Source organism: Shewanella gelidimarina, from assembly GCF_023283945.1.
GTDB lineage: Bacteria > Pseudomonadota > Gammaproteobacteria > Enterobacterales > Shewanellaceae > Shewanella > Shewanella gelidimarina.
In genome coordinates this window covers 53,917-78,918 of sequence record NZ_JAKIKW010000026.1, presented here as the reverse complement: position 1 = coordinate 78,918, position 25,002 = coordinate 53,917, and the positions used below count along the sequence as shown (strand labels likewise).

Genomic DNA, 25,002 nt, shown 5'->3' with positions numbered 1-25,002 from the left:
ACAATACTCCTAGTAATAATGGCCTAACAAGACCTGTACTAGTAAGTATTTAGGATGGGAGAGCAAAGAGGCTTGTTATCTCTTCTGCCGCATAGCGGCTTCGTTCAACAAGCTGTTCAAGCAGGACAAATTACAGTTGGCTGTTTCGCTCCGCTCACATTATAGCCAACTACAATTTGCCCCTTAACAGGGCGTTATGTTTCTAAGGATGGAACAGTTTGAGTGAATTTATTACCGCAATTTGGCCATTACTCTGTCTTTCGATGCTTCCTTTATCAGTCTGGTATTTGGTGGAAGCAAAAAGTGTTTTGAATCTCATTAAGTCCAATCACCCACAGGTTTGGCTTGAGCTGGGAAAGCTTCAACTTATCAAAAACAACACCATCAGCAATTCTTTTAAGTTTATGGTATTTATACTAAAAGCTGAATATAGGTCGCTTAATGATGATAACTTATCAAGGAAGGGTAACTTACTAAGAGTTTTGTTAATTGGCGGACATTTGGTAGTTTTGTTTGCATTTATAGCCCCGATAGTTATTGGTCGACTGTAAACATAACAAGCTGCTAAATTCAGATTCACCAAGGCTGTCATGCCATTTGCTGAGCAAATCGCCCGCCAGCGCATGGTTCACTTATTAGCAGGGCGTTACCCAATACTTTCCCTAATGCCAAAAGTCATTCCCAGAGCTTTATCACTCACTCGTTTATGTCCAAACCGAGTTTGAAAGTGATCAAATTTAACTCTTCATCGTCCACAAAGTACTTTCTGATTGTGCTGAAATCGAGGGGTAACTCATAAGCATTGGCCTGTTAATGACTCATTGTATTTGATGACCACTACAATTGGATTAAATTCGCAATAGAGGTTAAGTTCTTAGCGGCTACATTGGTTTGTTGCTGTGACCACTTTGACTCAATATTAAGGAAAATAAAATGGGACTATTAGATTCGTTGATGGGAAATGCTTCAGAGGTCAACCTTGAAGAGCTGACAGAAGAACTTAGCCCAATAATGGCTGACAATGAGTCGTTGAGCTTAGCCTATAAGGCGGTGCGAGACATGTTTGTCTTTACCAATAAGCGGCTGATCTTAATCGACAAGCAAGGCATGACGGGTAAGAAGGTGAGTTATCATTCAGTACCTTATAAAGCGATAACCCATTTTGAAGTAGAAACGGCAGGCAGATTTGATATGGATGCAGAACTGAAACTGTGGATCTCTGGTCAAAAAGAGCCATTAGTCAAAGAGTTAAAACGCGGCACTGATGTGGTCGGCATTCAAAAAACCATTGCTAACTTCTCACTCTAAATCGTTATTCGACTAAGCTGGCATTAGGCGATTATTCCAATCGCTCAGTCCCAATAGATAACATGACGGTTAAGAAGAGTACCGCAGCGCCTTAGCTGCGGTTATGCCAACGCCAACTTGGTTTACTTAAAATATCCTGCCCAACAATCTCGGTTTGCCCGAGCTGTTTATCCAGTTCAATCAAGTTGCAATCTTCGAACTGATTTAATGCATTAATCAACCTATTTGCATGGGACACCACCCATAACTGACAACGGTCTGAGGCTTTAACAATAAGCCGAGATAGTGCTGGCAGCAGATCCGGGTGCAAGCTGGTTTCTGGTTCGTTAAGGACCATTAACTCTGGTGGTCTTGGCGTTAGCAAGGCGGCAACCAGTAAAAGGTAGCGTAAGGTGCCATCGGACAATTCAGCGGCATTCAGTGCTCTAAGCAGACCTTGTTGATGAAACTTTAGGGTAAGCATGCCATTAGATTCATATTCAATAACTACATGAGCACCGGGAAAAGCGTCACTCAAGGCAGTATCAAAGGCTTCTCGGTCACCGACTTCAAATATGGTTTGGATAGCGGAGGCTAGATCTCTACCATCATGATGTAGCACCGGCGTTCGGGTACCTAATTGTGACTTCCTTGCAGGGGCATCGCTGTCGCTGCGAAAATGATCATAAAAACGCCAGGCGCGAATATTATCTCGCAGGCGTATGACCTCTGGCGTTCGCTCAGGGTCAGCAAGTTCGGTAAAGATACTGTCGCTATGCTGCATGTGTACATTGAGTGTTTGCCAGCCCGCTTGCTTGGCGACTTCGGTGCGGCTTTTGACTAATGCTGAACGTCGTTCGACCAATACTGTGCTTGGGCGATACGAGCTACCAACCCAAATGGCTTCACGCTTAATTTGCGGATCTAAGCCAAACAAGGTGCTGGAGTCAGGCTTTGGTAGCCCAAGCTCAATCAAATAACTGAACTCATCACTGGCAAAACCGAGCCTGAGCCGTTTAACCTGCTGCCTTACTGTTGGCTCAATAGGCATTTCACCCGCTAACATGGCGCGCGATAGTTTCTCTGGTCCAGCCCAGAAACTGGAATCTAAGCCACCCTCTAGCGCTAAAGCATTAACCACACCGCCTTGTGCTGTTTGAGCAAGTAAGCGTAATGCTTTATAGAGGTTAGATTTTCCACTGCCATTGGCGCCAGTGACGAGGTTTAGTTTCGCCAGTGGAATAGTGACGTCACGTAAAGAGCGATAGTTTTGAATGGCGAGTGTGGTCAGCATATATATTCATAGTGGCAATTGGATCTCTTGCCACTTTAACTGCCAAAGACTATTGCTGTCTATGCACTAACTGAGTCTGCATCATTAGACCAATACATCACTGAGTACTCTTTGCCAGTTCTGCCCCATGATCTTATCGCGATCATTGCTACTAAAGCCGGCTTTACAGAGGGCTAGATCAATACGATTCATGCGATCGATATGGTTAAGTTCAGGGATCACCACATGTTCTGGTTCTACATCGTAACCCAGCACGTTTTTCTCGCGCAGGCTATGCCACCAACTAAGGTACTGTTTTACCCCTTCGGCATTATTGTTATTCAGTTTGAGTAAGTTCTTTTGGCCACGCAGTGGGTAATCATTGGCAATGGCGACAGCATCAATACCCCCAACATTAGCGACATGTTTCAGGTGGTTAATATAGTGATCAACCGTTGGCACTTTATCGTTAGTAAGCCAAAAGCTCATCATAAACACCCCAAATAGCCCGCCAGTATCAGCGATCGCTTTAATGACCTCATCGGGAGAGCAGCGAGCATGGTTGACGATGGCGCGCACTGCGCCATGGCTTTGAACGATGGGGGAGCGGCTAACCCGAGCGGTATCTAATGCTGATTGCGGACTTGAATGGCTGACATCGACGAGAATATGGTTATCATTGAGCTTGTTAATCAGCGCTTCACCCGCTTGGGTTAGCGGCAAATTAAGCCCGCCACTGGCATCATTATCGAGTGCGCCGCCACTAAATTGATTACCGTAGTGGTGCGTCAGCTGCAATGCTCTTAACCCTTTGGCATGAAATTCATCGACTTGGCTTAAACCGTTATTAATGCTGCCCTCTACGCAATCAGCTCCTTGGATTTGAAAGAACACGGCGGTGCGGTCTGATTGCTTGGCGCGGTTAATATCATTAGCATTTAGCCCCAAAATGAGTTTGTCGCTGTTGGCTTCAACTCGTCTTTTTGCCGCTGATATGCTTTTAATACACGCCTGATAAGTCCGTTTGTAGTTGGTGGTACCATCGGCTTGTTTCATCGCCTCAATGGCGGAAATATCGCAAAGATAAGCATCAATACCCGATGTCGCTAAATCGGCTAAATTGTCGGGGAGAAAACAGAGGCCATCAACAAACAGCCGTTTTTGGTTACTGGCGAATGCGGGCAGGGGGCCTAGTTGACTCAATACTGTACCTGCGGCAAGGCCTTTAATAAGCTGACGTCGATTGATTAGCTGCTGCATATTTCTCCCTTAGTGGGCATCGAGTCGCCTACTTTTATTGTTATTTTGGCTCATAGTAGCCTATCTGGTAAGACTATTCGATATCTTGACAATGGCTGGCCCATAAGTGACTATCGAGGCCAAATTGAAGTGAAATCATTAATAATTAAAGGCTTTTAAATCAAAGTCTAATATATAAAGTTTAACGAAATTAAGGGGAAGGCTATGTTTTATCGCACGTTAGCACTTGCACTACTATTGGTATTACCGGCGTCGGCTCAGGCTGAAAACTACTCAATTGGCACCGGTGGTCAAAGTGGGATCTATTACCCTTTTGGTGGGGCACTGGCTAAAGTATGGTCCGATAATGTCCCTGAGGTGAATGTTAAAGCGGAAGTGACAGCCGCTTCGGTTGAGAACACGATTAAAGTGGTTCGTGGTGACATGATCGCCGGAATAGCCATGGGCAATGTGGTACTGGATGCTTATAAAGGTGAGGGTAAATTCAGAAGTGCCATGCCAGTGAAAACCTTATTCGCACTTTATCCAAACCTTGTGCATGCCATCAGTTTAGAAAAATCAGGCATTACTTCTCTGGCAGATCTTAAAGGCAAACGTATCTCTTTGGGCGCACCTGCGAGTGGTACCGCAGTGACCTCGGCAGCATTGCTTGAGTCGATTGGTATTGATGTCAAAAAAGATATCACCGCGGTTTATCTTAATTACGCCGAAACAACCAACGCGCTAGCGAACGGTCAAATAGATGCCGGCTTTATTGTGGGCGGCCAAGGTGTGGGCGCTGTGACTCAAGTTGCGTTGACTCATAAGATCAATATTATCCCAGTATCAGCTTCTGAAAGTGCTGCGTTTATTAAACAGAATCCAGCCTATAGTAACTATACGATCCCAGCGGATGTGTATAACAGTGTGGGTGCAGTATCAACGTTAAGTGTGTGGAATGTGATTGTTGTGAGTGCCAATATGAGCGATGAGATGGCATTTAACCTGACTAAAGCCGCTTTTGAAAACATGGGTGAGGTGCAAAAAGTGGTTAAAGTTGCTGATGCCACTACGCCAGAAAATGCCAAGCGTTTAAAAGGAGTGCCATTACATCCTGGCGCGCAAAAGTACTTAGACTCACTGAGTCAGTAAACTCTCTCATCATAAGCACCTATATCCATAGGTGCATTGCATCATCGACAAAGGCAGCTAATAGTTGCCTTTGCGCTATTTAGGCTGTAATAACAACATTAAACAGCCTTGAGGACACAATATGACCCCTGTTGACGATAAAGAGGTTAACGAACAAGAGACGAGCAGTCAGGCAGATCAGCTTGATAGCAGTAAGCACGTGATTAACACCTTGCCTTATGAAACCTTGGTAAAGGTTTTCGGCTACCTCATTTTAGCGATCGCAGTTGCGCTGTCGTCATTCCAAATTTGGCAAGGGATCACATCGACTATCTCGGCGACCTATTTTCGTCCTGTGCATTTGTGCTGGGTGCTGGTATTGATTTTTTTACATTACCCACTGATCAGTAATCGCTATAACAAGGGCTATATGTTGGGGCGGTTGGCTGATCTCGCATTGTGTGGCTTAACAGTATTTGCGGGATACCGCATGCTGATTTTCGATTACAACGACATCGACCATCTACTGTATGGCTTAGGGACGGCTGATTTAGTGGCTGGAAGCGCCTTGGTGCTGCTACTGCTAGAAGGTTGCCGCCGCACTGTCGGTTGGGTAATGGTGCTGATTGCTACGCTGTTTTTAGCGTATAGCGCTTTTGGCGATATGCTGCCAGGTGCATTGGCGACCAAAGCCTATTCTTTGCAAGAACTGGTCCAGTTTCAGATTTTCTCTGCTAACGGTATCTTTGGCTCAGCACTCGGTATTGCTGCAACCACTGTGTTTATTTTTGTGTTATTTGGCGCCTTCTTGGAGGTGACTGGCGCGGGGAAGTTCTTTATCGACCTTGCGTTCTCTATCGCGGGGAAATATCGAGGTGGGCCGGCTAAAGCGGCGGTATTAGCCTCCGCTGGACTCGGTTCAATCTCAGGTTCTGCAATCGCCAATACGGTAACAACCGGGTCGGTGACGATTCCTATGATGAAGAAGCTGGGCTACACGCCGGAGCAGTCAGCAGGAATTGAAGCGGCGGCCTCAACTGGCGGGCAGATAATGCCACCGATTATGGGCGCTGGCGCCTTTGTGATGGCGCAGTTTACGGGTGTGCCTTATAGCGACATTATGCTCGCATCGATAGCGCCCGCGATCCTCTACTTTTTCTGTACCTTGCTCTATGTACACTTAATGGCTTGTAAGTTAAATCTGCAAGCTGCCAGTCGCACAGAGGCGGTGATGACGGTAATGAAGCAAGGCGCTCACCACCTTATTCCATTGGCCATTATTACTACGTTACTGATGATGGCTTATTCGCCGTTATTAGTTGGGGTGGCAGGTTGCGCCGCTATCTTGCTGACCGCAGCACTGCGTAAGCACAGCCGTATTGGCCTGAGTAAGTTTATCTCGGGAATGAAGAGTGGTGCCTTAATGGCATTGCCTATCTCGGTTGCGTGCGGCGCAGCAGGCATTATTGTTGGAGTGGTTGGCCAAACCGGCATCGGGCTGCAATTTACCCAGTTTGTTATGGAGTTCTCTGGCGGCTATATGCTGGTGGCATTAGGCTTGATAAGTATTGTGGCATTAGTGTTAGGCATGGGGTTACCTGTGACTGCCGCCTACATTGTACTGGCGGTAATGGCGGTGCCTATGCTGGGAGACTTTGGTTTACCATTGCTCACGGCACACTTGATTGTGTTTTGGCTGTCTCAAACGTCAAATGTGATTCCCCCTATCGCGCTGGCAGCCTTTGCGGCGGCGGGTGTTGCCAATGCTAACCCGATGAAATCCTCAGTTGAAGCCTTTAAGCTTGCGGGTGGCTTGTTTATGATCCCCATCATGATGGCCTATACCGACCTACTTAACCCCGAGGCGAGTATGATGGCGTTTGCTTTTGCTATCGTGCAGACGGCAACCATCATTGTTGCTATCGCTATATCGATTGAAGGCTATCTATTACGTCCACTTTCAAATGTTGAACGTATAGTGGCATTTTCAGCTGCGCCGTGGGTGCTATTTGATCCCTTCAGTACGGGCTTTGTGGGAGTCTTAGTGATCTTAGCTTTGATTGGCTTGCAGTGGAAAACGCGTGCGAAGGTAGCGGTATAAACACCCTAAGCTCAGCTTAAATAAGCCCCACGAATCGATAGTGGACTGATTGATTACATCGGTTCGGTTCGTGGTGTTGGCTTACTTATCGATGCACGCTTAATACTGAGCTCTTAATACAGAGCTCTTAAAAGAGGCTCTTAATAGAGGCTCTTAATGTTGAGCTCTTCATCGAGAAATATTAGTTGCGAGCGCTGCACTGACAGGTTTAACGGGTGACAGTGTTTTTATTCACTTTCACTTTTAATCGCTTTGGCTAAGGCAAGTAAACCATTGGTGCGTGATGGGCTTAATTGGCCTTCAAGCCCTAACTGCTTAAAATACGGGTTAGGGTCAAAAAGCGCTATCTCTGCGCTGGTTTTACCATTGCAGGCAATTAATAGCAGTGCGATAAGCCCTTTTACGATACGGGCGTCGCTGTCTGCGACAAAGTAATGTTTGCCCTCTATCTCGCAGTGATGCAGCCAAGCATTGCTCTCACAGCCCTTAACCTGAGCAGACTCGTTCCGCAATTCATCTTGCAATTTAGGTAACGTTTTACCGAGCAACATAATCTGACGATAGCGTTCCTGCCAGTTACCGGCATTTTCAAACAGCTGCATTGTAGTTGATACATCAGTTTCCAGTGCTAGTGTGAGAAATTGCTGTTTTGTTGGCTGGACTTGCTGACTCATATTCGACCTGACTTTAATGTGAATGATTATTTAAAAACACCGTTTTTGCTTTTCCTGTTTTCCGACTTTCCGGCTTTTTCGTCTCAGCTATTACCGTCTTAGCTCTATTCTGCTTTCTAGCTTCTTCAGCTTTCCGGATCTTTCGTCTCAGCTATTACCGTCTTAGCATTATCCTGCTTTCTAGCTTCTTCATCTTTCCGGCTCTTTCGTCTCAGTTACTACCGTCTTAGCTCTATTCTGCTTTCCTAGCACTTAGTATCGGCTCTTAACCGTCTCAGCTGTTATCTTCGATCCTAAAGCAACAATTCTTTCACTGACTGCATTGCAGTAATAAAGTTGTCGATATCAGCCTTATTAGTATAAATACCAATAGAGGCTCGGCAGCAGCCATTAAGCTGTAAACTCTGCATCAGTGGCATGGCGCAGTGGTGACCGCAGCGTACCGCAATACCTTGCTGATCTAATAATATCCCGACATCTTGATGGTGTTCAGCTGCAAGATTAAAGGCAACGGCACCGAGATTGTCACTGTGAGCGCCATAGAGTACGACATCGCCCAAGGCTTTGAGCGAGTCTTGTAAATAGATAAGTAACGTTTGCTCTGCGGCGCTAACTTGCGCTTTGGGCTGTGCGTCGATGAAATCAATTGCTGCGCCTAAACCAATAACTTCAGCGATTGGCGGAGTGCCAGCTTCGAGTCGATTGGGCAGTTGATTAAACTCAGTGCCGCTAAAACTGACGGTTTTAATCATCTCTCCACCCGTCATCAACGGGCTAAGACTATCTAATAGTGCAAAGCGACCGTATAAAACCCCGATGCCTGTGGGGCCATACATTTTGTGGCCAGAGAACACATAAAAATCACAATCAATGTCTTGTACATCAACGCTCATGTGCGCAATCGCTTGTGCGCCATCAACTAAGGTGATGGCGCCCACCTGTTTGGCTTTAGCAACTAAATTGCTCACTGGATTGACCGTGCCTAACACATTAGACACATGGCCGAGTGCCACTATCGCAGGCTTTTCGAGTAGCAAAGTATCAAATGCTGCGCTGTCTAAACGGCAATCTGTCGTTAATGGGATTGGCTTTATTATCGCGCCAGTGCGCTTAGCGAGTTCTTGCCATGGCACAATATTGGCGTGATGTGCTGCAGCATCAATTAAGATCAGGTCGCCCAGTTTAAGTTGAGATGTCAGCCCATTGGCAACGATGTTAATCGCTTCGGTAGTGCCGTGGGTGAAAATAATCTCTTCCCGACGGCGGGCTTGAATAAACTGGCATAGCTTGTCGCGTACCGCTTCATATTGCGTGGTCGCACGCGCTGATAAGAGGTGCGCTGCTCGATGCACATTGGCATTATCAAAATGATAATAGTGATTCATGGCATCAATCACTTGTTGCGGTTTCTGGCTAGTGGCTGCAGTGTCTAAATAACATAACGGGTAACCGTTGTTAGATTGGGCAAGCGCAGGAAATTGTGACCGTAACATTGTGAGATCCATTAATCTGATCCGAGGTATAAATATAAAAGGCGCGCAGATCTTGTAAGATCTGCGCGGCTAATGCAAGGCTAAAGCTGTTTATTATGGGCAGGGCAGGCGATATATCTGCGCTAATTCATTGAGGCGTAGCATTAACTCTGGTGAAATACTGCAATTGATACTGTCGATATTCTCTTTTAACTGCTCAATATTGGTCGCCCCTATAATGTTAGAGCCAACAAATTTTTGCGCGTTAACAAACGCCAATGCCATTTGTGCTGGGCTCATATTGAACTCTTTAGCGAGCTCAACATAGGCTTGAGTTGCCTCCAGCGCCATTGCAGATCCGGTATAGCGTGCAAAACGTTTAAATAGCGTTAAGCGAGCACCTTTTGGCCACTGATCATTGAGGTACTTGCCCGACAATGCACCAAAGGCCAACGGCGAGTAGGCCAGTAGCGGCACCTCTTCGCGGTGACTTATTTCGGCCATTCCGACCTCAAAACTGCGATTGAGCAGGCTATAAGGATTTTGCACTGAGACAATTTTGGGTAAGCCATGTTTCTCGGCTAGCTGCAAATACTTCATAAAACCCCAAGGAGTTTCATTGGAAATACCGATATAACGAATTTTACCTGCCGTCACTAGATCGGCTAGCGCTTCAAGAGTTTCAATAATGGGGGTTTGCTGCTCGCCATCATCTTGCTGCTCATAGCTCAGCTCACCAAAGTAGTTGCTGTTGCGATCGGGCCAGTGAACTTGATAGAGATCGATGGTATCGAGTTGTAATCGCTGCAGTGAGCTATCAACAGCTTGATGAATATTACGCCAGTCCAGAGACATGTTTGGCCTAATATAGTCACTCTTACCGCCTGGGCCTGAAACTTTGCTGGCAATAATTAGCTCATCTCGATTGCCGCGCTGTTTGAGGTAGTTACCGAGAATGGTTTCAGTAGCACCTTGGGTTTCTGCTTTCGGGGGGACAGGATACATTTCGGCGGTATCGATGAAGTTAATCCCTTCACCAATCGCGTAGTCTAACTGTTCGAATGCTTGAGCTTGGGTGTTTTGCTCACCCCACGTCATAGTCCCTAAACAGATTTTACTAACATTTAAGCTTGAGTGTGGCAGACGTTTATATTCCATAATGCAACTCACTTATTACTGAGAACGAGCAAAAGACGACTTAACCTGAACGCGGGTCGATGAATATCAGGTGAATGGACCAATCTGAATTGAGATTAGAACGTAAATATTAAATTATTGATTTAACATAAACTCTAGCTTAGTACCGAGATTACTGCCTATGCCAAGGCGGGGGAAGGTAGGTAATAACGGACTATTACTCGAAAGCTCGACATGGATGAGGGCAATAATAAATGGCGCTTCTTGCCCTAAGGCCAGCTTACTTAACTTGAGGCTACCAATTTTTTATCATAAAAACTATCAACTTAATACACTAGCTCTGTTTGGCTCAGGATAGGTCGCGTAACATGGTCACTTCACATGCATCATGGCCTGTGTCACCGAGAGGTGCATCTATATGCTTAAATGCCAGCGATTCGTAGAGTTTTATCGCTTCAATTAAATTCGCGGTTGTTTCTAAATAGCAGGCATCAAACCCTTGCTCTGTCGCAAATTTGATGGCTTGTAGTGCGAGTCGTCTAGCAAAGCCTTTGCCACGTAGCGCTGGCGCAAAGTACATTTTTTGCAGCTCACACACCCCTGGCTGATTGTTAAGTGGCGCTATTCCACCACCGCCTAAAATCTTCCCTTGATACTCGATGATCCAGTAACAGGCATTACTTGCTTGGTACACTTGGGTGAGGTCATCCAACGTTGGATCTGACACACCATAACCCTTGTCTGCCGTTAATCCATATTCTGCTGAAACCTGACGAATGATCTGTGCCATAGCAGCATTGTCATGGGCTGTTATCTCTCTAATGATAAAGCCAAACTGAGCTTTAGACTGCGTAACGGCTTTATTGTATTGGCGAAGTGAACTCTCTATCTGGGTTATTTGCTCGTTGGGCAGCTGTGCCATTATCTCGTTAAACTGCAGGTTTTGTTGTTCATCGAGTTTGAGCAGTTGTTTTTTACCATTGCTGGTGAGTTGTGCCATCAGGCTACGACTATCTTTGGGGTTGGCGGCTGTTTTGGCAAAGCCCTTGTCGACGAGATGGCTTACCGCTCGGCTGGCATTGGACTTATCAATATTAAGTCTTTCAGCTAACTGCTTTATCGAATAGGAGCTTTGCCCTAACTCAATTAAGGTGTGTGCTTGGACGGGCGATAGCGGTTGGTTACCACAAGCTGCATCTAACAGTCCTAGTTGGCGGATCAATTGTCTGGAAAGGCGGCGTAATTGTGAAGCCTGGCAAGGGGTATTTGGCATATCTCGATTCATCACGGGCACTTAGTTGCGAGTTGCATCTAACTTACGAGGACTATGTAATAAAATCAAGTACATTTATTTAAAGTCATAAACTAACGGCTAATACTGACTTGATCAAACAGAGATAGAGTTTGACCAAGTGCTGACAAATAGCGCGAGTTATGAACAGTAGAGTTCAGGATTAAGCATGGGTGCCATTGCCAAAATGATGGCTTGGGTGTAGATGCTTTGACGTGTGGCATACCCTTGAGTTAGCAGCGCTATAGCCCCGCCTTTTTGTTTAATATTAACCGTATCAAACATGCTATCCATTACATTACCAAGTTCTTCACCTTGAGTCAGTGCATGGTATACCTGTATTGGCAGCGGCAGCAGTGCGCTGCGACCCACGCTGACTTGTTCATTGTGAGCAATGGCAATATGAGCAAAGGTTGCAGGGCCATGATCAAATAGATCAACCCCACCTTCCATCGCAAGATAGTAATCTGCTTGATAATGGCTTTGGCAGTATTTGACTCGATTAACCGCTCCAGCTTGAGTTTCGGCTTCCGTCATCGGTTGCTCAGCGACAAGAGAGGGGGCATGCACGCCTTCGCACTCAATCATCGACTCTGGGAATAAGGTCGTTAGCGCTGCTTTAGCCGCGCCCACTTTAACTGGATTTTTAGATCCTACAATAACTCGAATAATGTGTGTCATGAATTGTATTACTTCTTTAGGTAGATGATGCGAACCGCTCGTATAGCGTGTATGGAGCTGTTAGTTATTGTCAATTTATAGCTTTTAGGCCGCGTAATGTCACTGCTTAATTGAGGCTATTTAGCAGCTTTATGGACTGGTTAACAAATAGGCTACAAATATTTATCTATATTAATCATTAGATTGACTAATCTGACTTAGGATCTGGGCTTGAAAAGGCGTGACTTACCTCAAGTTCGACACTTAGTTTGCCGGGCTAGATCCCTAAATCGCTCATTATGAGGGCTATGTCCGCTGTCTGTTTTTGTGCCTGAACGGATTTATATCAGCATCGAATGAATTAGGTAAACTCAGTGTTAAATTCAGGTTCAATTGGGTTACGAAACTGCAGTGTAAATGAAAATTTATTACATAAAAAAAGTGATACGGTTCACGTTGTCGCTATATTGTGAAAATCAATTACATAATACGAATACAGATCAATTTATAGACCCTGCATTAGGATTACCTTAATCGCGAAATCATTCCTTAGATATACATCTACAGGTGTTGAAACCCTTTCAAGGTAAAGCTAATGCAAAACGACGTGATAAATACACAACCAGTGACCCAAAACGAAGTGGCAGCGACAAATACGCTCCCTTGGACCCGAAAAGATACGACTTGGATGTTGAGTTTATTTGGTACCGCTGTCGGTGCCGGCATTTTATTTTTGCCTATTAATGCAGGAATGGGTGGCTTTTGGCCGCTGGTATTAATGGCGGTAATTATTGGCCCAATGACATACCTTGCCCACCGTGCTTTATCGCGCTTTGTGTGTTCATCGAAGAAACCGGGTAGTGATATTACCGATGTTGTTGAAGAGTATTTCGGCGTAGGTGCGGGTAAAGCCATTACCATGCTGTATTTCTTAGCCATCTATCCAATTGTTTTAATTTACGGCGTAGGTATTACTAACACGGTTGATAGTTTTATTGTTAACCAGCTAGGCATGGGTTCACCACCACGCTTTATTCTTTCAGGTGTCCTTATCATTGCCATGATGTCAGTGATGGTTGCTGGTGAGAAATTCATGCTTAAAGTGACCCAGATTTTGATATACCCATTAGTCGCTATTTTGGCATTTATGTCTCTCTACTTGATCCCCGGCTGGAAAATGGACGCGCTAAATGTTGTTCCTAGCACCGGTGCTTTCTTGGGTACTGTGTGGTTAACCATTCCTGTGCTTATCTTCTCTTTTAACCATTCACCCGCTATTTCACAGTTCTCAGTGGCATTAAAGCGTGAACATGGTAAAAATGCGTCGCGTAAAGCTGACACTATTTTAAAAAACACCACGATGATGTTAGTTGGCTTTGTGATGTTCTTTGTGTTCTCTTGCGTATTGTCACTAACACCAGCACAACTTGCAGAAGCGAAAGCAAGCAACCTGCCAATTTTATCTTACCTAGCTAACATGCATGAAAGTGATTTTGTAAGTTACCTTGGCCCTATCATCGCTATTGTCGCTATTTTCTCTTCTTTCTTTGGCCACTACATGGGCGCAACAGAAGGCATGAAAGGTATTATTCAAAAGCAGCTTCGTAGCAGCAAAAAAGAAGTGTCAGATAAGAAACTGAACAAGTTTATCTTAGGCTTTATGTTCTTCACTATCTGGGGTGTTTCGATTATCAACCCAAGTATTTTAGGCATGATTGAAGCATTAGGTGGTCCGGTTATCGCGGCGATTCTTTACCTTATGCCTATGTATGCGATTCATAAAGTGCCGGCATTGGCACCGTACCGTGGCAGAGTGAGCAACATCTTTGTGGTGGTTGCGGGCGTACTTGCTATCACGGCTATCTTGTTTGGCTTAGTTTCATAGATTGTAGCTAGGGTTCTGCTCGGGTATTTATCGTTGTTATTGGCAGCATCAATCCCCGGGCTTTTAGTGTCACAGTTTCATCAATGTTTGACCTTGGGTTAAAAAATCTTTCAACCCTTCCTCCTTTTTCGAGGTAGTTCTATGTTTAGCGCATTTGATATTTTTAAGATAGGTGTGGGCCCGTCGAGCTCTCACACTGTCGGGCCGATGAAGGCCGCTAAAGAGTTTGTCGACGATATACGTCAAGCTGGCAAGTTTGATCAAGTGACACGTTTGAGTGTTGAGATTTTTGGTTCTTTGTCGCTAACGGGCAAAGGACATCATACCGATATTGCCATTATTATGGGCTTAGGTGGAAATACACCTCAAAAAGTGGATATCGATGCGATTCCACATTTTATTGCCCAAGTGGAGCAGACGGAAACCTTGCCTATGGGTGAAGAGCAACGCTTAGTGGACTTTGGCCATGATGCGGTTATTTTTCATAATTATGCTCTGCCAATGCACGAAAATGGGATGTCGCTTCACGCTTACGCGGGTGATGAAAAAATCATGAGCAACACCTATTATTCAATAGGTGGTGGCTTTATTGTTGAAGAAGCTCACTTTGGCAAAGAAGCACAGAATCCAATTGAAGTGCCATACCCGTATAATTATGCCGATGAATTGCTCGCTATCTGTGAAGACACGGGCATGAGCATAAGCACGATCATGTTCAAAAATGAATTGGCATTTAACAGCGAAGCCGATATCTATAAAGGCTTTGCTGATGTATGGAAAACCATGCATGCGGCCATTGAAAAAGGCTGTAATACCGAAGGCGTTTTGTCTGGTCCGCTGCGTGTTCCACGCCGTGCGCCAGCGCTCTATCGCCAGCTAGTAACGGGCGAAAGTCTATCTAACGATCCTATGGAGATCGTTGATTGGGTTAATGTGTTCGCTATGGCTGTCAGCGAAGAAAATGCCGCTGGTGGCCGTGTGGTGACATCACCGACCAATGGCGCAGCGGGTATTATTCCTGCGGTTCTAGCTTACTATGACAAGTTTATTAAGCCTGTGGGTGAGCAAGAATACACGCGGTTCTTCTTGGCAGCTGCTGCAATAGGTTCTTTATATAAGCGCAACGCTTCTATCTCTGGTGCTGAAGTGGGTTGTCAGGGCGAGGTCGGTGTGGCTTGTTCAATGGCTGCAGCAGGTCTTGCAGAAATTATGGGCGGCAACCCTGCTAAAGTTTGTATGGCGGCAGAGATTGGTATGGAGCATAACTTAGGGCTTACGTGCGATCCGGTCGCAGGCCAAGTGCAAGTACCTTGTATTGAGCGTAATGCGATTGCTGCAGTAAAAGCAATTAACTCTTCTCGTATGGCGATGCGTCGTAACTGCCAACCGAGAGTAAGCCTAGATAAAGTGATCGCGACTATGTACGCAACAGGCAAAGATATGCATGTTAAGTACCGCGAAACGAGCCAAGGTGGACTGGCTATTAAAGTCACCAGTATTTGCGGCTAAATGGCTTCTGGCTAAAATAGGTGCAAGTAAAAGGCCATCTTTGATGGCCTTTTTTATTGTTTATTTTTCCGATAGAAGTCGATTAACTCAGCTTTCGCCATTGGTTGAGCGTAATAAAACCCCTGAATTAGGTTAATGCCTTTTCCGGCGAGATAGTCTACCTGGACTTTGGTTTCTACCCCTTCGGCAACCATCTCTAAATTCGCCTTATGGCCGAAAGTAATAATAGCATCGAGCACGCTGCACTTTAGATCGTCAGTACCAATCGTATCGATAAACATCTTGTCTATCTTTATGCTTTGCACTCCCAGTTTTTGTAAGTAACTAAAGCCCCCATACCCCGTGCCAAAATCATCTAATTTCACCCCGTTACAAAACTGAGAGATTAATTGAATTTCAGATTCGGCTTCCTTGAATTTTTTAATCTGCTCGCGCTCAGTTAGCTCAAAGCTCAGTCGTTTTATCAGTTCATTGTCGCGGTCTTTGAGCCAAGGGGAGAGTAAGCCCTGCTCCAGATGCTGAGCGACGATATTAATACTGACCCAACCCGTTAGCTCAGACAGATCCTGATAGACCTGCTCTAAAAGATTATCGGTAATGGCAATAATCAGGTTATTTTCCTCGGCGTAAGGAATAAACTGCCCCGGAGGTATTAGGCTCTTGTCCTTGAGTTGCCATCTGATAAGCACTTCCTGACCGATGACTTTACCCGTCTTGCTGTTAATCACTGGCTGATAATAAGGGATAAATTCATTATTACTTAATGCAGCAATGATCATGCCTTTAAGAGATGCTCTGGAGGAGCACCAGCTCCAAAAAATAATATTAAACAAGATGGCTATGATGAAACTCGAAATATACAGGTAAACATCGATCTCCTCTTCGAGCTCTTCATAGAGCCTGTCGCCAGCACGCAAGGTGATGCTGTAGTCCTTATTGGAGTACTGGCTGCTCGCCGAGTAGCGATGGTTTTTCTGCTGTAACTCTTGTTCGCCTCGGATCATGGTAGGAAGGCCTGGGACTGAGTATTTGAGTTGATAGCAATCGGCGCACTCGGAATCTAGATAATTATTGAGAACGCGACTGTTGATCACAGTGAGTAACCTATGCTCTCCATGGGATTGAACTAAAATAGTCTCTCTTCTTTGTGACAGGTGGCTAACTGTCGAGGCCAGAGTGAAATTATGTTCGGCGACAAAAATGGCGGGACTCATATTTTTAATGATCGCAGACCCAAAATTTGAACATTTTTCACCGTTGCTTAATTCAAGTTGAATGACTCTGACATAGAGAGGATTAAAATCCCGGCTGCTCAACAGTGCGAGATCGTCTGTTTTACAGTCAAAATTGAGTTTGTTTATCAGCTTTTCGTCTTGCAGGATTTGGCTTATGTTATTTATTTTAATGGTTATTTGTTTGAGCGTATCATTGACGTGTGAATTAATGCTATAGCTTATAAAGGCAGGCTCCGCTGGGAGCAGAATGGCAAATGGGGTAACAAACAGTAATATGGAAACTAACCACTGATATTTTCTTATCTGTAGCAGAGATAGAGTCTGTTTTTTGAGTTGCTTTAAGTGTCGCATATTGCATTTAGACGAGGAATTTCAGGGGGTATGATAGCCGATTTTTATGAAGTGTGTTAGTACTTGAATTCGGCTAGTTGTTATGTAATGTCATTGTTTTCATATGTTTAGGTTATTTTTTGTGTAGATATTATCGAGAGTGTGAGAAGTGGTGGAAGGAAACGTAGCTGGGATAGTGCGGTGAAACAGATTTGAGTCACCCAGGTGACGGCACCTGGGTACAATTGCATTTTTATTTCTCTTCGTACATTAGGTAATAGCTCTGTTCCATGCCTAATGCGCTGTAAGTTTGCTGCGCTTTAGTATTGTCTTGCTCAACATAAAGTCTAAAGCTCGCTGCACCGCCATTTTGAGCGGCAATATCTTTAACGGCTTGATAGAGTTTATTATAGATCCCTTGGCGTCTATTCTCAGGGCGAATATAAACACTTTGGATCCAGTAGTAGTCTTTTGCGCGCCAATCGCTCCACTCAAAAGTCACCATTAATGAACCCGCTATTTCGCCATCGGCTTCAGCCACGAGGTAAAAACCTTTTTCTGGCGATGTGAGGAGTGTATTAACCCCTTTTGTTAGTACATCAGTGTCGAGCGCAAGGTCTTCTGTTTCCAGTGCCATAGCTTGATTGAAGTTAATTAGCGCTTGTAAATCGGTAGATTGGCCTTTACGAATTATCATGGTACATCCTTTTTTTGAGTCACTTTACCATGCGTGATAATTTTAAATTGCAATTTTTCGATTATATTGATTGATTGGCATTCGACTAAAGTCTAACTCTGCTACACTTTTTTTAGGGTTAAAGAAAGTTGAGGTTATGATGGATAACACGCCCCCTTCCGGTGACAAAAGCAGTCATGCTGGCAACGAAAAACAGATTCAGACGTTTAAACCGATTAATCACCCGCGTCATTTTTTGGCGACCCTGCTGACCTTTGGCGTTTGGGGGCTCGTTTGGTGGTGGCTTATCCTGCGCTCAGAGGGAAAGCATAAACAGTTCTTCAGTGGCTTTGATGATGCCTATTGGAGTTACTTGATTGAGCGAGAACAGCCGCCAGCAGCATTGCACACAATGCACTTCTCTAAAAATGAGAAAAACTCAAAATTTGAGGCGTAAAATTATGAATTCCTCAATGACCTAGGCGTTATCGTTGCGACTAATTTGTTGAAGGAGCCAGCGTGATATAGATCATCCCTGCCATTTAGTGCCTATGCTAAACTGCCGCGTTATTTTTCAAGCATGCATTTGCTTGTGTCTTCCTTTCCAATTGTTGCAAGGTTTAATTATGTCAAAACAACAAACTTCACTTTTTCGTAAAGTGTGGTCACGCTGGATGTCTGTGCCATTGTGGCTGCAGATCCTGATCGGTATGTTACTGGGGATCTTAACTGGCGTCGGTTTTGGGGAACAAGCAACCGTATTAAAGCCAATTGGAACTCTATTTGTTAATACCATTAAGATGCTTATTGTCCCTTTGGTATTTTGCTCGCTTATTGTGGGTGTCACATCGATGCAAGATACCGCCAAGATGGGGCGTATCGGTTTTAAGTCATTTGCCTTCTATCTAGGCACCACCTCGATAGCGATAGCCGTCGGCCTTGCAGTGGGTCACTTTTTGCAACCGGGTAAAGGTCTCGGTATGGTCGCTGGACCCTCTGATACGGTTGTTAAAGCGACGCCATCAGTAATGGAAACCTTAATTAATATCGTACCGACTAACCCTATCGCAGCACTTGCCAGTGGTCAGATATTGCAAGTGATTGTATTTGCCGTTGCCCTAGGCGTTGCTCTAGTGCTGATTGGTGACCATGGTAAGCCCGCGATAAAAGTATTCGAAAGCCTCGCTGAAGCGATGTACAAATTAACCGATATGGTGATGAAACTTGCACCTTACGGCGTATTTGGCCTTATGGCATGGGTGGCTGGCGAATATGGTGTGGGTATGTTGATGCCATTGATTAAAGTCATTGTGGCAGTGTATATCGGTTGCTTCTTACATATTGTTGGCTTCTACAGCATTGTATTAATTGTTTTCGCCAAACTAAATCCTCTACAGTTCTTTAAGGGGATCCGTAATGCCATTGCGGTCGCATTCACCACCTCTAGCTCGGCAGGTACGTTGCCAGTAAGTATGAAGTGTGCGAATGAATACTTAGGGGTGAATAAAAAAATCTCTAGCTTTGTATTGCCACTGGGTACCACCATCAATATGGATGGAACCGCCCTATACCAAGGTGTGACTGCGCTGTTTGTTGCCCAAGCATTTGGTATCGATCTTAGCTGGGTGGATTACATTACGATTATCCTCACTGCGACGTTAGCCTCAATTGGAACCGCGGGCGTTCCCGGTGCGGGTTTAGTGATGCTAACACTGGTGCTAACCACGGTTGGTTTGCCATTAGAGGGGGTGGCGTTAATTGCAGGTATCGACCGTATACTTGATATGGCCCGCACCGTGGTGAATGTTTCAGGTGACTTAGTGGCGACCACTGTGATTGCGAAGTCAGAAGGCGAACTCAACATAGAGCATTACAATGCTGGCGCAGAAGAGAGCGCTGAAATAGCAGAGCAGTTAAAGCTGTAATACAGCTATAGAGACAAAAAAACCGCTTATCTAAGCGGTTTTTTATTTTGTGGGACTAAGTCACCGATGCTCGCGAATAATAGGTTACTTTTTGCTGAGCACTAATCGGGTTTTATTGTCAGCATCTTGCAGCAATAGTTTGCCTTTGCTGAGCTTGCCTTGGGTGATGTCAGGCATTGCCTGCATAACATGCTGCTCTTGTTCCATTAAGGCATCAACACAGGCTTTCATGGTGCTACCCGCGGGTTGCAGCTGCAACGATTGACCCGATAAAACATAACTTCCAAAGAAATTATTGCAGCTATTGTTGCCCGTTAATTTACCTTCTGCTTCGAAAGTCAGTTGAGCTGGGCTATAGTCGATAACAGGTTGTCCGTTTGCAACTTCAATATGCCATGTCCCCTCAATCGCTAAATCCTCGATTTGGACTTGCTGAGTTGACTGGCATGCGGATAAACCTAGTAGCAAACCAGCTACGATAAGGGATTGTTTTATCATTTTACGGATCCAAAGTGATTAATATCGATATGTTGTAAGTATTTTAGCTCAAAAACAACTGAAATAAGGCGATTATTAGTGCAAAAAAATGTAATTAATTACCTCAAAATGCTGCATTGGGTCGGACTAAGTATGCTGTTATGCGGCGTCGGGCTGTTTTTCTTTACGGAAATGCAGCAACAAGTAACAGGAATAACGATTATTGCCAGTTTAGCGGGTTTAGGAATGGTGATGATGTCTCCTTTTCCCATTGCGTTGTTTCTACAATGGGCTAAGGATCAAACACCTGATCAATAGGGCTTTGTGACTAAAGACTGGCGACGCAGTTCGAGATCGTCCTCGGCAGCTTGTTGCATCGGTATTAGTGACTGCTGTGCATCGGGTGTAAAAAAGCTTTTACCGACGACGATAGTTAACTTTCCAGCTTCTCTAGAGATCTGTTTTCGCAGACGAGTAATTAGGGTCTCTAAATTCGCTTCACTGTCGACAAAAGCCAAAATGATGAACTTATTCTCCTCGATACGGGCTGACATATCAGCTTCTCGTAAGCTCTCAGTAATAATGCGTGCCAATAATCGTGCTTTCTGCGATACCGATAGCGGGGCATTTCGCATCAGTGGACTGTCGATCATTTCAATGATGATGATCCCAGCATGTGAGCCAAAACGTCGGCTCAAACTCAGCTGTCTTGGTGCCATGAGGCCAAAGCCATATGGGTTTAGCATTTGAGTGGTTTCATCTTGAAACGATAAGCGTCGCACTTGCTGCATTAAGTACACTTGCTTTAGTTCGCCTTGCAACAAAGAGCGCACAGATTCAATCACCGTTAGCGAAGCGGATGAAGCTTGAGTGGTGTCAGGATCGCAAATTAAAATACAACCGAACACCCGACCATCAGGCCAAGATAGCTGCAAACTCAATACTTGCTCATAGTGTGAAAAAAGTGCGCCAATCTCATTGGGTATTAATGAGCTTGTGCCATAGCAGCTGCTTGAATTTACTGGCCCAATCAGTAGTGAGTCTTCCAATAACAAGCCTGTTTTTAATGGACTGTCAGCATGTGCTTTACCGCAAACTATTTGCGCATCTTCAGCTGAAAATTGTACGACAAGGCTGGTTTTTGCACGATACAAGTCGTTAAGTAAATCGACTTGTAGTTGCCACCTTGACATGCTTACAGCTGGGTGGTCTTGTTCTCTTAGCCAAATGTTTTGATCTATGTGCTGGGCTAACATGATTAAACTCGCTAGTGACTATTTATGCTAAGAAATTAGCATAAAATAATACATGAATGACGCGGTACTATACTGTGTTTATTACGTTGTTTAAATGTAAAATTAGTGAAAACGTTGTGTAGATCTGCTTAATATGCGGTCATCGGATCACTTCGATTAAGCTTTGTATATTGCATGTTGTTAATGGGCACGTTTTAGCGCGATAAACTTGATATAATAGTCGTTATGGTTAGGGGCTGTTGATCTTTCACGGTTGTTTTTGCCGCCGTTTATTGGCTATTTTGACAAGGCGGAGGCTATGTCGTTTAGTCATTCTCCACAAATAGCCTACAACACCGTAAAAATAGCCAAGAAGCGCGGCCCTTCGGGTTCGTTTCAATATTTCTATTACTGCGTTACGAGCTTTTCGCTTAGCCAGCTAAGCATCATCGCTCAAGCCTTGTACTAAAATCATTGAATTCGAACAAAAACTAAGCTCGAAAGATCAACAGCCCCTAGTGTTATTACTCTAAAAAATAATGGAAGAAAAATATCAATATTCGGTTAGCGACGCTGGAAGATGTCTTGCCTCTTGCGGCTTTAGAGCAAAGTCAGTTACAAGATGAACTGTCAATTGAGCAGCGCAATAGCAGCTTTGATGGACAATCGTTTAGCCAAGCGGATTTAACCTGTCTGGTGAGCCAGCATTGGGTCGTGGTTGCTGAACTCGATGGGCATATTGTTGGTTATGTTATTGCTGGACGTTGGGCTTTCTTTAAGCAGTGGCCAATCTATCGTAACTTACTCAATCGCTTATCAAGAATTGAATATGACAAGGCAAGATTGACTGAGAAAAATTGTTGCCAGTATGGACCGATTTGGATTGCTACCGATTACCGTGGGCAGGGCATTTTTGAAGCGCTGGTGCAGTTTGTCAGAAAAGCAGTCTCTAAAGAGTTGCCTTATATGCTGACCTTTATTGCTGAAGATAATGGCGCTTCTTTTGCTGCTCATACGCGTAAAGGAGGCATGCAAGTTGTCGACTTTATTAGTTTTGATGAGCGTGATTACTATCTGTTGGTGTTACCAACGACTGAAAGCTTTTTCTAAGGATATTTATGTTGTCTGAACCCGTTGTCTCATTCTTTGCGCCTTATCAGCAATTAAATCTGCCTGCTTACGACAACCTTAAATTGGTTGTCGCGGTATTGACGGAAAAAGGCGAGGAGTGCCACGCTTTGGAAGCTGTATTAACGGTTGATGGTAAGCAGGAGAGCAGTTATCTAGTGCGTTGGAAGAAGCACTTTATCTACTGTGGTCGCACTAACTCTTATGCCAACAAGATTGATGAAGTGGCAGATCTAACTGTTATCGATGCGGAATCGATAGTGGTACTGCAGCCAGCGGTGTTGTCGATGCAACAAGTATCGTTTATGTGCATGGAAAATTCGCATTTTGACCATTGTTAGGCGTGTTTTCTGCTGCAAACGTTTTAGCTTTTTTTAAGGTCGGCCAGTGGCCAAGATAAACCTTAAGATATCAAGCTGCGCTTGAGCTTTAAATTAGACTGGGTCTAACAACTAAATCAATCAAACTTAGTTTGATAAAGGTCGTGGTACTTCGCCCATTCTAGTAATCAAGAGCAGAGCCAAGGGGCAAAGCGCTTGCGCCCGCTCTTGATTTCATAAGAGTCAATCCCTCAGCGCCCCGGCAAAATTTAAAAAGCGAAATTTCCAACGGGGGAGATTAGATTCTGTCGTTAGAGGATTGAGGTTAGTTAATGATGTTTACTGTTTATACGAGCAAAGGCATCTTCAACGTACTTCGGCAACTGCTATGGGGAATTGGCATTGTCTGTGAGCCTCGCTATTGATTTGTTCAACTCATTGCTATTTAGTATCGAAGTTCTAGCAAGTTTAAGCTGACCTTCATTTATTTACGTTACAGTCACCAGTGAGCTCTGTCTCAACAATGTTTGATGAAGAGTGACACTTGATGTAGAACAAGGTATTTCGCCGCCGCTATACGTTGGTGAGTATCGATACTGGCATCATAAAAGTTGCAGTAATGGTTTTTATCTTTAAATTTTTCGAAGCTTGCATACTTCGTCTGGAAAACAACATATGAGTAGTACATCGACACATAAACCTCGGCCATTGGTTGACCTGTTAGTGAGCATTGCTATCCCCGCTTTTATTCTAATGAAGCTAAGTGGTGAAGATCAGTTAGGGGCGAGTGGTGGATTAATATTAGCGTTAAGCTTTCCCCTAGGCTGGGGCATATTTGAGCTGATAAAATATAAGAAGTTTAATTTTATTGCCTTGCTTGGATTAGCCAATGTGCTGTTGACTGGTGGGATTGGTTTACTGGCACTGGACCTGAAATGGTTGGCAATCAAAGAGGCCGCTATTCCAGCCGCTATTGGCATTGCAGTCATTATTTCGACCTTCACCTCTAAGCCATTAATTAAAGCCATCATATTTAATCCTGCGGTGATGGATGTTGACAAGATTATCAAGCGACTGCAGCAAATCAATTGCGTGGCTGTATTTGAGCAGCGACTAATGAAGGCTACCTACTTGGTAGCGGGCTCGTTCGCGTTCTCCGCCATTATGAATTATGTACTGGCTAAATGGATCGTCACTAGCCCAACAGGTACCTCTGAGTTTAATGAACAGTTGGGACAATTGACCCTATACAGTTACCCGATGATAGCCTTGCCGTCTATGTTGATGATGATGGGAATATTTTATTATTTATGGCGCACCATCCATGATTTAACCGGGCTTAAACTGGAAGAGGTTTTGGCAAATAAGTCATAGTTGTGTCAGGTTGCAACTGACCAACGTCGTGGGATTCCATCCCGCACCCTAGCGGGTAAATCAAACTCCGTTTGATGAAAGGTCGTGAGCTTGTCACTTATCAGGCGATGCCTGACCTTTAAGTTAGACTGCGTCTAACAACTAACGTCGCTGCGCTTCGCCCGCACCCAAGAGCCAATCAAGCTGCGCTTGATAAAGGTCGTGAGCTTCCAGCTCACACTCGGGCAAAAGGGGGACAACAGCTTCCCCCTCTTGACCATTTATTTTATAAAGATTCCGAGCCGCCCCTAACGAAGTTGTCACCCTTGTGCTTATGGATAAATCGCTAACGCTTCCGATGGGGCATCTGATGTGAATGGATTCACGAATGCCGTGATGGCATGGATGCCAAAGAACGGCCTGCCCCGCGAAAGCTACGCCCACATCTGATAGGCAGGATGCCTGAATGTCTTGAAGTGCATGGATGCACGAGAAAGACCATGTCGGCATCACGCGATTTATTCCAACGCACTTCGGCAACTCCGATGGGGAACTGGTGTTTTCTGTTAGTCCTGAAGGTTAAATTTTACTCTGACCCCACTAATCTCGATTATTAAAATGGAAAATTACTCCCTAAACACCTAGTGCTGTAAAAATTACTGCA

Annotated in this window: 24 protein-coding genes; 13 read left to right on the top strand and 11 right to left on the bottom strand. The window is 44.6% G+C overall.

The annotated features are described in order from the left end of the window. Positions 1-218 precede the first annotated feature (218 nt). Entirely contained in the window at positions 219-551 is a 333-nt protein-coding gene (locus L2729_RS18530) for a hypothetical protein (protein ID WP_248989589.1), read from the top strand. A gap of 382 nt (positions 552-933) precedes the next feature. Next, a complete protein-coding gene (locus L2729_RS18525; protein WP_248989588.1) occupies positions 934-1,308 on the top strand; it encodes a PH domain-containing protein in 375 nt (124 codons plus the stop codon). 91 nt (positions 1,309-1,399) lie between these two features. Here the strand turns inward: L2729_RS18525 and L2729_RS18520 are convergent, their stop codons facing one another. Continuing rightward, positions 1,400-2,581 (bottom strand): AAA family ATPase, encoded by a 1,182-nt coding sequence (locus L2729_RS18520; RefSeq protein WP_248989587.1) that lies wholly within the window; start codon positions 2,579-2,581, stop codon positions 1,400-1,402. A gap of 84 nt (positions 2,582-2,665) precedes the next feature. Further along, a complete protein-coding gene (locus tag L2729_RS18515) occupies positions 2,666-3,820 on the bottom strand; it encodes a membrane dipeptidase (RefSeq protein ID WP_248989586.1) in 1,155 nt (384 codons plus the stop codon). 204 nt (positions 3,821-4,024) lie between these two features. Between L2729_RS18515 and L2729_RS18510 the strand changes: the two genes are divergently transcribed. Both L2729_RS18510 and L2729_RS18505 read left to right on the top strand, forming a co-directional pair. After that, positions 4,025-4,951 carry a TAXI family TRAP transporter solute-binding subunit gene (locus L2729_RS18510; protein ID WP_248989585.1) on the top strand — a complete coding sequence of 309 codons (927 nt, stop codon included), beginning with the start codon at positions 4,025-4,027 and terminating at the stop codon, positions 4,949-4,951. A gap of 121 nt (positions 4,952-5,072) precedes the next feature. After that, entirely contained in the window at positions 5,073-7,031 is a 1,959-nt protein-coding gene (locus L2729_RS18505) for a TRAP transporter permease (RefSeq protein WP_248989584.1), read from the top strand. 227 nt (positions 7,032-7,258) lie between these two features. On the opposite strand, the gene L2729_RS18500 is transcribed toward L2729_RS18505, so the two are convergent. The 5 genes from L2729_RS18500 to yjjX all read right to left on the bottom strand — a co-directional run bounded on the left by L2729_RS18500 (position 7,259) and on the right by yjjX (position 12,286). Then, positions 7,259-7,705: a SufE family protein gene (locus L2729_RS18500; protein ID WP_248989583.1), complete on the bottom strand. Its 447-nt coding sequence runs from the start codon at positions 7,703-7,705 to the stop codon at positions 7,259-7,261. 293 nt (positions 7,706-7,998) lie between these two features. Then, positions 7,999-9,210: a SufS family cysteine desulfurase gene (locus L2729_RS18495; protein ID WP_248989582.1), complete on the bottom strand. Its 1,212-nt coding sequence runs from the start codon at positions 9,208-9,210 to the stop codon at positions 7,999-8,001. An 81-nt stretch (positions 9,211-9,291) separates the two neighbouring features. After that, positions 9,292-10,335 carry an NADP(H)-dependent aldo-keto reductase gene (locus L2729_RS18490; RefSeq protein ID WP_248989581.1) on the bottom strand — a complete coding sequence of 348 codons (1,044 nt, stop codon included), beginning with the start codon at positions 10,333-10,335 and terminating at the stop codon, positions 9,292-9,294. A gap of 328 nt (positions 10,336-10,663) precedes the next feature. Then, positions 10,664-11,599, bottom strand: coding sequence for a bifunctional helix-turn-helix transcriptional regulator/GNAT family N-acetyltransferase (locus tag L2729_RS18485; protein ID WP_248989580.1), 936 nt, complete (start codon positions 11,597-11,599; stop codon positions 10,664-10,666). 147 nt (positions 11,600-11,746) lie between these two features. After that, on the bottom strand, positions 11,747-12,286 hold the full coding sequence (yjjX, locus tag L2729_RS18480; RefSeq protein WP_248989579.1) for an inosine/xanthosine triphosphatase: 540 nt from the start codon (positions 12,284-12,286) through the stop codon (positions 11,747-11,749). Between the two features lie 574 nt (positions 12,287-12,860). Here yjjX and L2729_RS18475 point away from each other — a divergent pair. Further along, positions 12,861-14,150, top strand: a complete 1,290-nt coding sequence (locus L2729_RS18475; RefSeq protein ID WP_248989578.1) for a serine/threonine transporter — start codon at positions 12,861-12,863, stop codon at positions 14,148-14,150. A gap of 141 nt (positions 14,151-14,291) precedes the next feature. Then, positions 14,292-15,659, top strand: a complete 1,368-nt coding sequence (locus L2729_RS18470) for an L-serine ammonia-lyase (protein ID WP_248989577.1) — start codon at positions 14,292-14,294, stop codon at positions 15,657-15,659. 53 nt (positions 15,660-15,712) lie between these two features. On the opposite strand, the gene L2729_RS18465 is transcribed toward L2729_RS18470, so the two are convergent. Continuing rightward, positions 15,713-17,245 (bottom strand): EAL domain-containing protein, encoded by a 1,533-nt coding sequence (locus L2729_RS18465; protein ID WP_248989576.1) that lies wholly within the window; start codon positions 17,243-17,245, stop codon positions 15,713-15,715. Positions 17,246-17,477: 232 nt separating this feature from the next. Next, a complete protein-coding gene (locus L2729_RS18460) occupies positions 17,478-17,921 on the bottom strand; it encodes a GNAT family N-acetyltransferase (RefSeq protein WP_248989575.1) in 444 nt (147 codons plus the stop codon). Between the two features lie 139 nt (positions 17,922-18,060). Between L2729_RS18460 and L2729_RS18455 the strand changes: the two genes are divergently transcribed. Both L2729_RS18455 and L2729_RS18450 read left to right on the top strand, forming a co-directional pair. After that, positions 18,061-18,357, top strand: coding sequence for a hypothetical protein (locus L2729_RS18455; protein WP_428848265.1), 297 nt, complete (start codon positions 18,061-18,063; stop codon positions 18,355-18,357). A 169-nt stretch (positions 18,358-18,526) separates the two neighbouring features. Then, positions 18,527-19,825 (top strand): dicarboxylate/amino acid:cation symporter, encoded by a 1,299-nt coding sequence (locus L2729_RS18450; RefSeq protein ID WP_248989573.1) that lies wholly within the window; start codon positions 18,527-18,529, stop codon positions 19,823-19,825. Positions 19,826-19,909: 84 nt separating this feature from the next. On the opposite strand, the gene L2729_RS18445 is transcribed toward L2729_RS18450, so the two are convergent. Then, a complete protein-coding gene (locus L2729_RS18445; protein ID WP_248989572.1) occupies positions 19,910-20,323 on the bottom strand; it encodes an META domain-containing protein in 414 nt (137 codons plus the stop codon). 78 nt (positions 20,324-20,401) lie between these two features. On the opposite strand from L2729_RS18445, the gene L2729_RS18440 reads away from it, so the two are divergent. Further along, complete coding sequence (locus L2729_RS18440; protein WP_248989571.1) at positions 20,402-20,620, top strand: hypothetical protein; 219 nt, start codon at positions 20,402-20,404, stop codon at positions 20,618-20,620. On the opposite strand, the gene L2729_RS18435 is transcribed toward L2729_RS18440, so the two are convergent. Continuing rightward, entirely contained in the window at positions 20,614-21,495 is an 882-nt protein-coding gene (locus L2729_RS18435) for a GGDEF domain-containing protein (protein WP_248989570.1), read from the bottom strand. The two genes, L2729_RS18440 and L2729_RS18435, sit on opposite strands and share 7 nt — an antisense overlap. Positions 21,496-21,856: 361 nt before the next feature. Here L2729_RS18435 and L2729_RS18430 point away from each other — a divergent pair, with 361 nt between their 5' ends. The 4 genes from L2729_RS18430 to L2729_RS18415 all read left to right on the top strand — a co-directional run bounded on the left by L2729_RS18430 (position 21,857) and on the right by L2729_RS18415 (position 24,359). Next, entirely contained in the window at positions 21,857-22,006 is a 150-nt protein-coding gene (locus tag L2729_RS18430) for a hypothetical protein (protein WP_248986735.1), read from the top strand. 83 nt (positions 22,007-22,089) lie between these two features. Continuing rightward, positions 22,090-22,647, top strand: a complete 558-nt coding sequence (locus L2729_RS18425) for a GNAT family N-acetyltransferase (RefSeq protein WP_248989590.1) — start codon at positions 22,090-22,092, stop codon at positions 22,645-22,647. Positions 22,648-22,655: 8 nt separating this feature from the next. Further along, positions 22,656-23,006, top strand: coding sequence for a hypothetical protein (locus L2729_RS18420; protein ID WP_248989569.1), 351 nt, complete (start codon positions 22,656-22,658; stop codon positions 23,004-23,006). A 654-nt stretch (positions 23,007-23,660) separates the two neighbouring features. Further along, on the top strand, positions 23,661-24,359 hold the full coding sequence (locus tag L2729_RS18415; protein ID WP_248989568.1) for a VC0807 family protein: 699 nt from the start codon (positions 23,661-23,663) through the stop codon (positions 24,357-24,359). The last annotated feature ends 643 nt before the right edge of the window (positions 24,360-25,002 follow it).

Coding starts and splice junctions, on each gene's coding strand:
- L2729_RS18515 (WP_248989586.1), bottom strand. CDS start 3,820: ATGCAGCAGCTAATCAATCGACGTCAGCTTATTAAAGGCCTTGCCGCA.
- L2729_RS18485 (WP_248989580.1), bottom strand. CDS start 11,599: ATGAATCGAGATATGCCAAATACCCCTTGCCAGGCTTCACAATTACGC.
- L2729_RS18475 (WP_248989578.1), top strand. CDS start 12,861: ATGCAAAACGACGTGATAAATACACAACCAGTGACCCAAAACGAAGTG.
- L2729_RS18465 (WP_248989576.1), bottom strand. CDS start 17,245: ATGCGACACTTAAAGCAACTCAAAAAACAGACTCTATCTCTGCTACAG.
- L2729_RS18420 (WP_248989569.1), top strand. CDS start 22,656: ATGTTGTCTGAACCCGTTGTCTCATTCTTTGCGCCTTATCAGCAATTA.
- L2729_RS18510 (WP_248989585.1), top strand. CDS start 4,025: ATGTTTTATCGCACGTTAGCACTTGCACTACTATTGGTATTACCGGCG.
- L2729_RS18525 (WP_248989588.1), top strand. CDS start 934: ATGGGACTATTAGATTCGTTGATGGGAAATGCTTCAGAGGTCAACCTT.
- yjjX (WP_248989579.1), bottom strand. CDS start 12,286: ATGACACACATTATTCGAGTTATTGTAGGATCTAAAAATCCAGTTAAA.
- L2729_RS18490 (WP_248989581.1), bottom strand. CDS start 10,335: ATGGAATATAAACGTCTGCCACACTCAAGCTTAAATGTTAGTAAAATC.
- L2729_RS18445 (WP_248989572.1), bottom strand. CDS start 20,323: ATGATAAAACAATCCCTTATCGTAGCTGGTTTGCTACTAGGTTTATCC.
- L2729_RS18495 (WP_248989582.1), bottom strand. CDS start 9,210: ATGGATCTCACAATGTTACGGTCACAATTTCCTGCGCTTGCCCAATCT.
- L2729_RS18505 (WP_248989584.1), top strand. CDS start 5,073: ATGACCCCTGTTGACGATAAAGAGGTTAACGAACAAGAGACGAGCAGT.
- L2729_RS18455 (WP_428848265.1), top strand. CDS start 18,061: ATGGATAACACGCCCCCTTCCGGTGACAAAAGCAGTCATGCTGGCAAC.
- L2729_RS18430 (WP_248986735.1), top strand. CDS start 21,857: ATGTCGTTTAGTCATTCTCCACAAATAGCCTACAACACCGTAAAAATA.
- L2729_RS18435 (WP_248989570.1), bottom strand. CDS start 21,495: ATGTCAAGGTGGCAACTACAAGTCGATTTACTTAACGACTTGTATCGT.
- L2729_RS18470 (WP_248989577.1), top strand. CDS start 14,292: ATGTTTAGCGCATTTGATATTTTTAAGATAGGTGTGGGCCCGTCGAGC.
- L2729_RS18415 (WP_248989568.1), top strand. CDS start 23,661: ATGAGTAGTACATCGACACATAAACCTCGGCCATTGGTTGACCTGTTA.
- L2729_RS18460 (WP_248989575.1), bottom strand. CDS start 17,921: ATGATAATTCGTAAAGGCCAATCTACCGATTTACAAGCGCTAATTAAC.
- L2729_RS18520 (WP_248989587.1), bottom strand. CDS start 2,581: ATGCTGACCACACTCGCCATTCAAAACTATCGCTCTTTACGTGACGTC.
- L2729_RS18450 (WP_248989573.1), top strand. CDS start 18,527: ATGTCAAAACAACAAACTTCACTTTTTCGTAAAGTGTGGTCACGCTGG.
- L2729_RS18500 (WP_248989583.1), bottom strand. CDS start 7,705: ATGAGTCAGCAAGTCCAGCCAACAAAACAGCAATTTCTCACACTAGCA.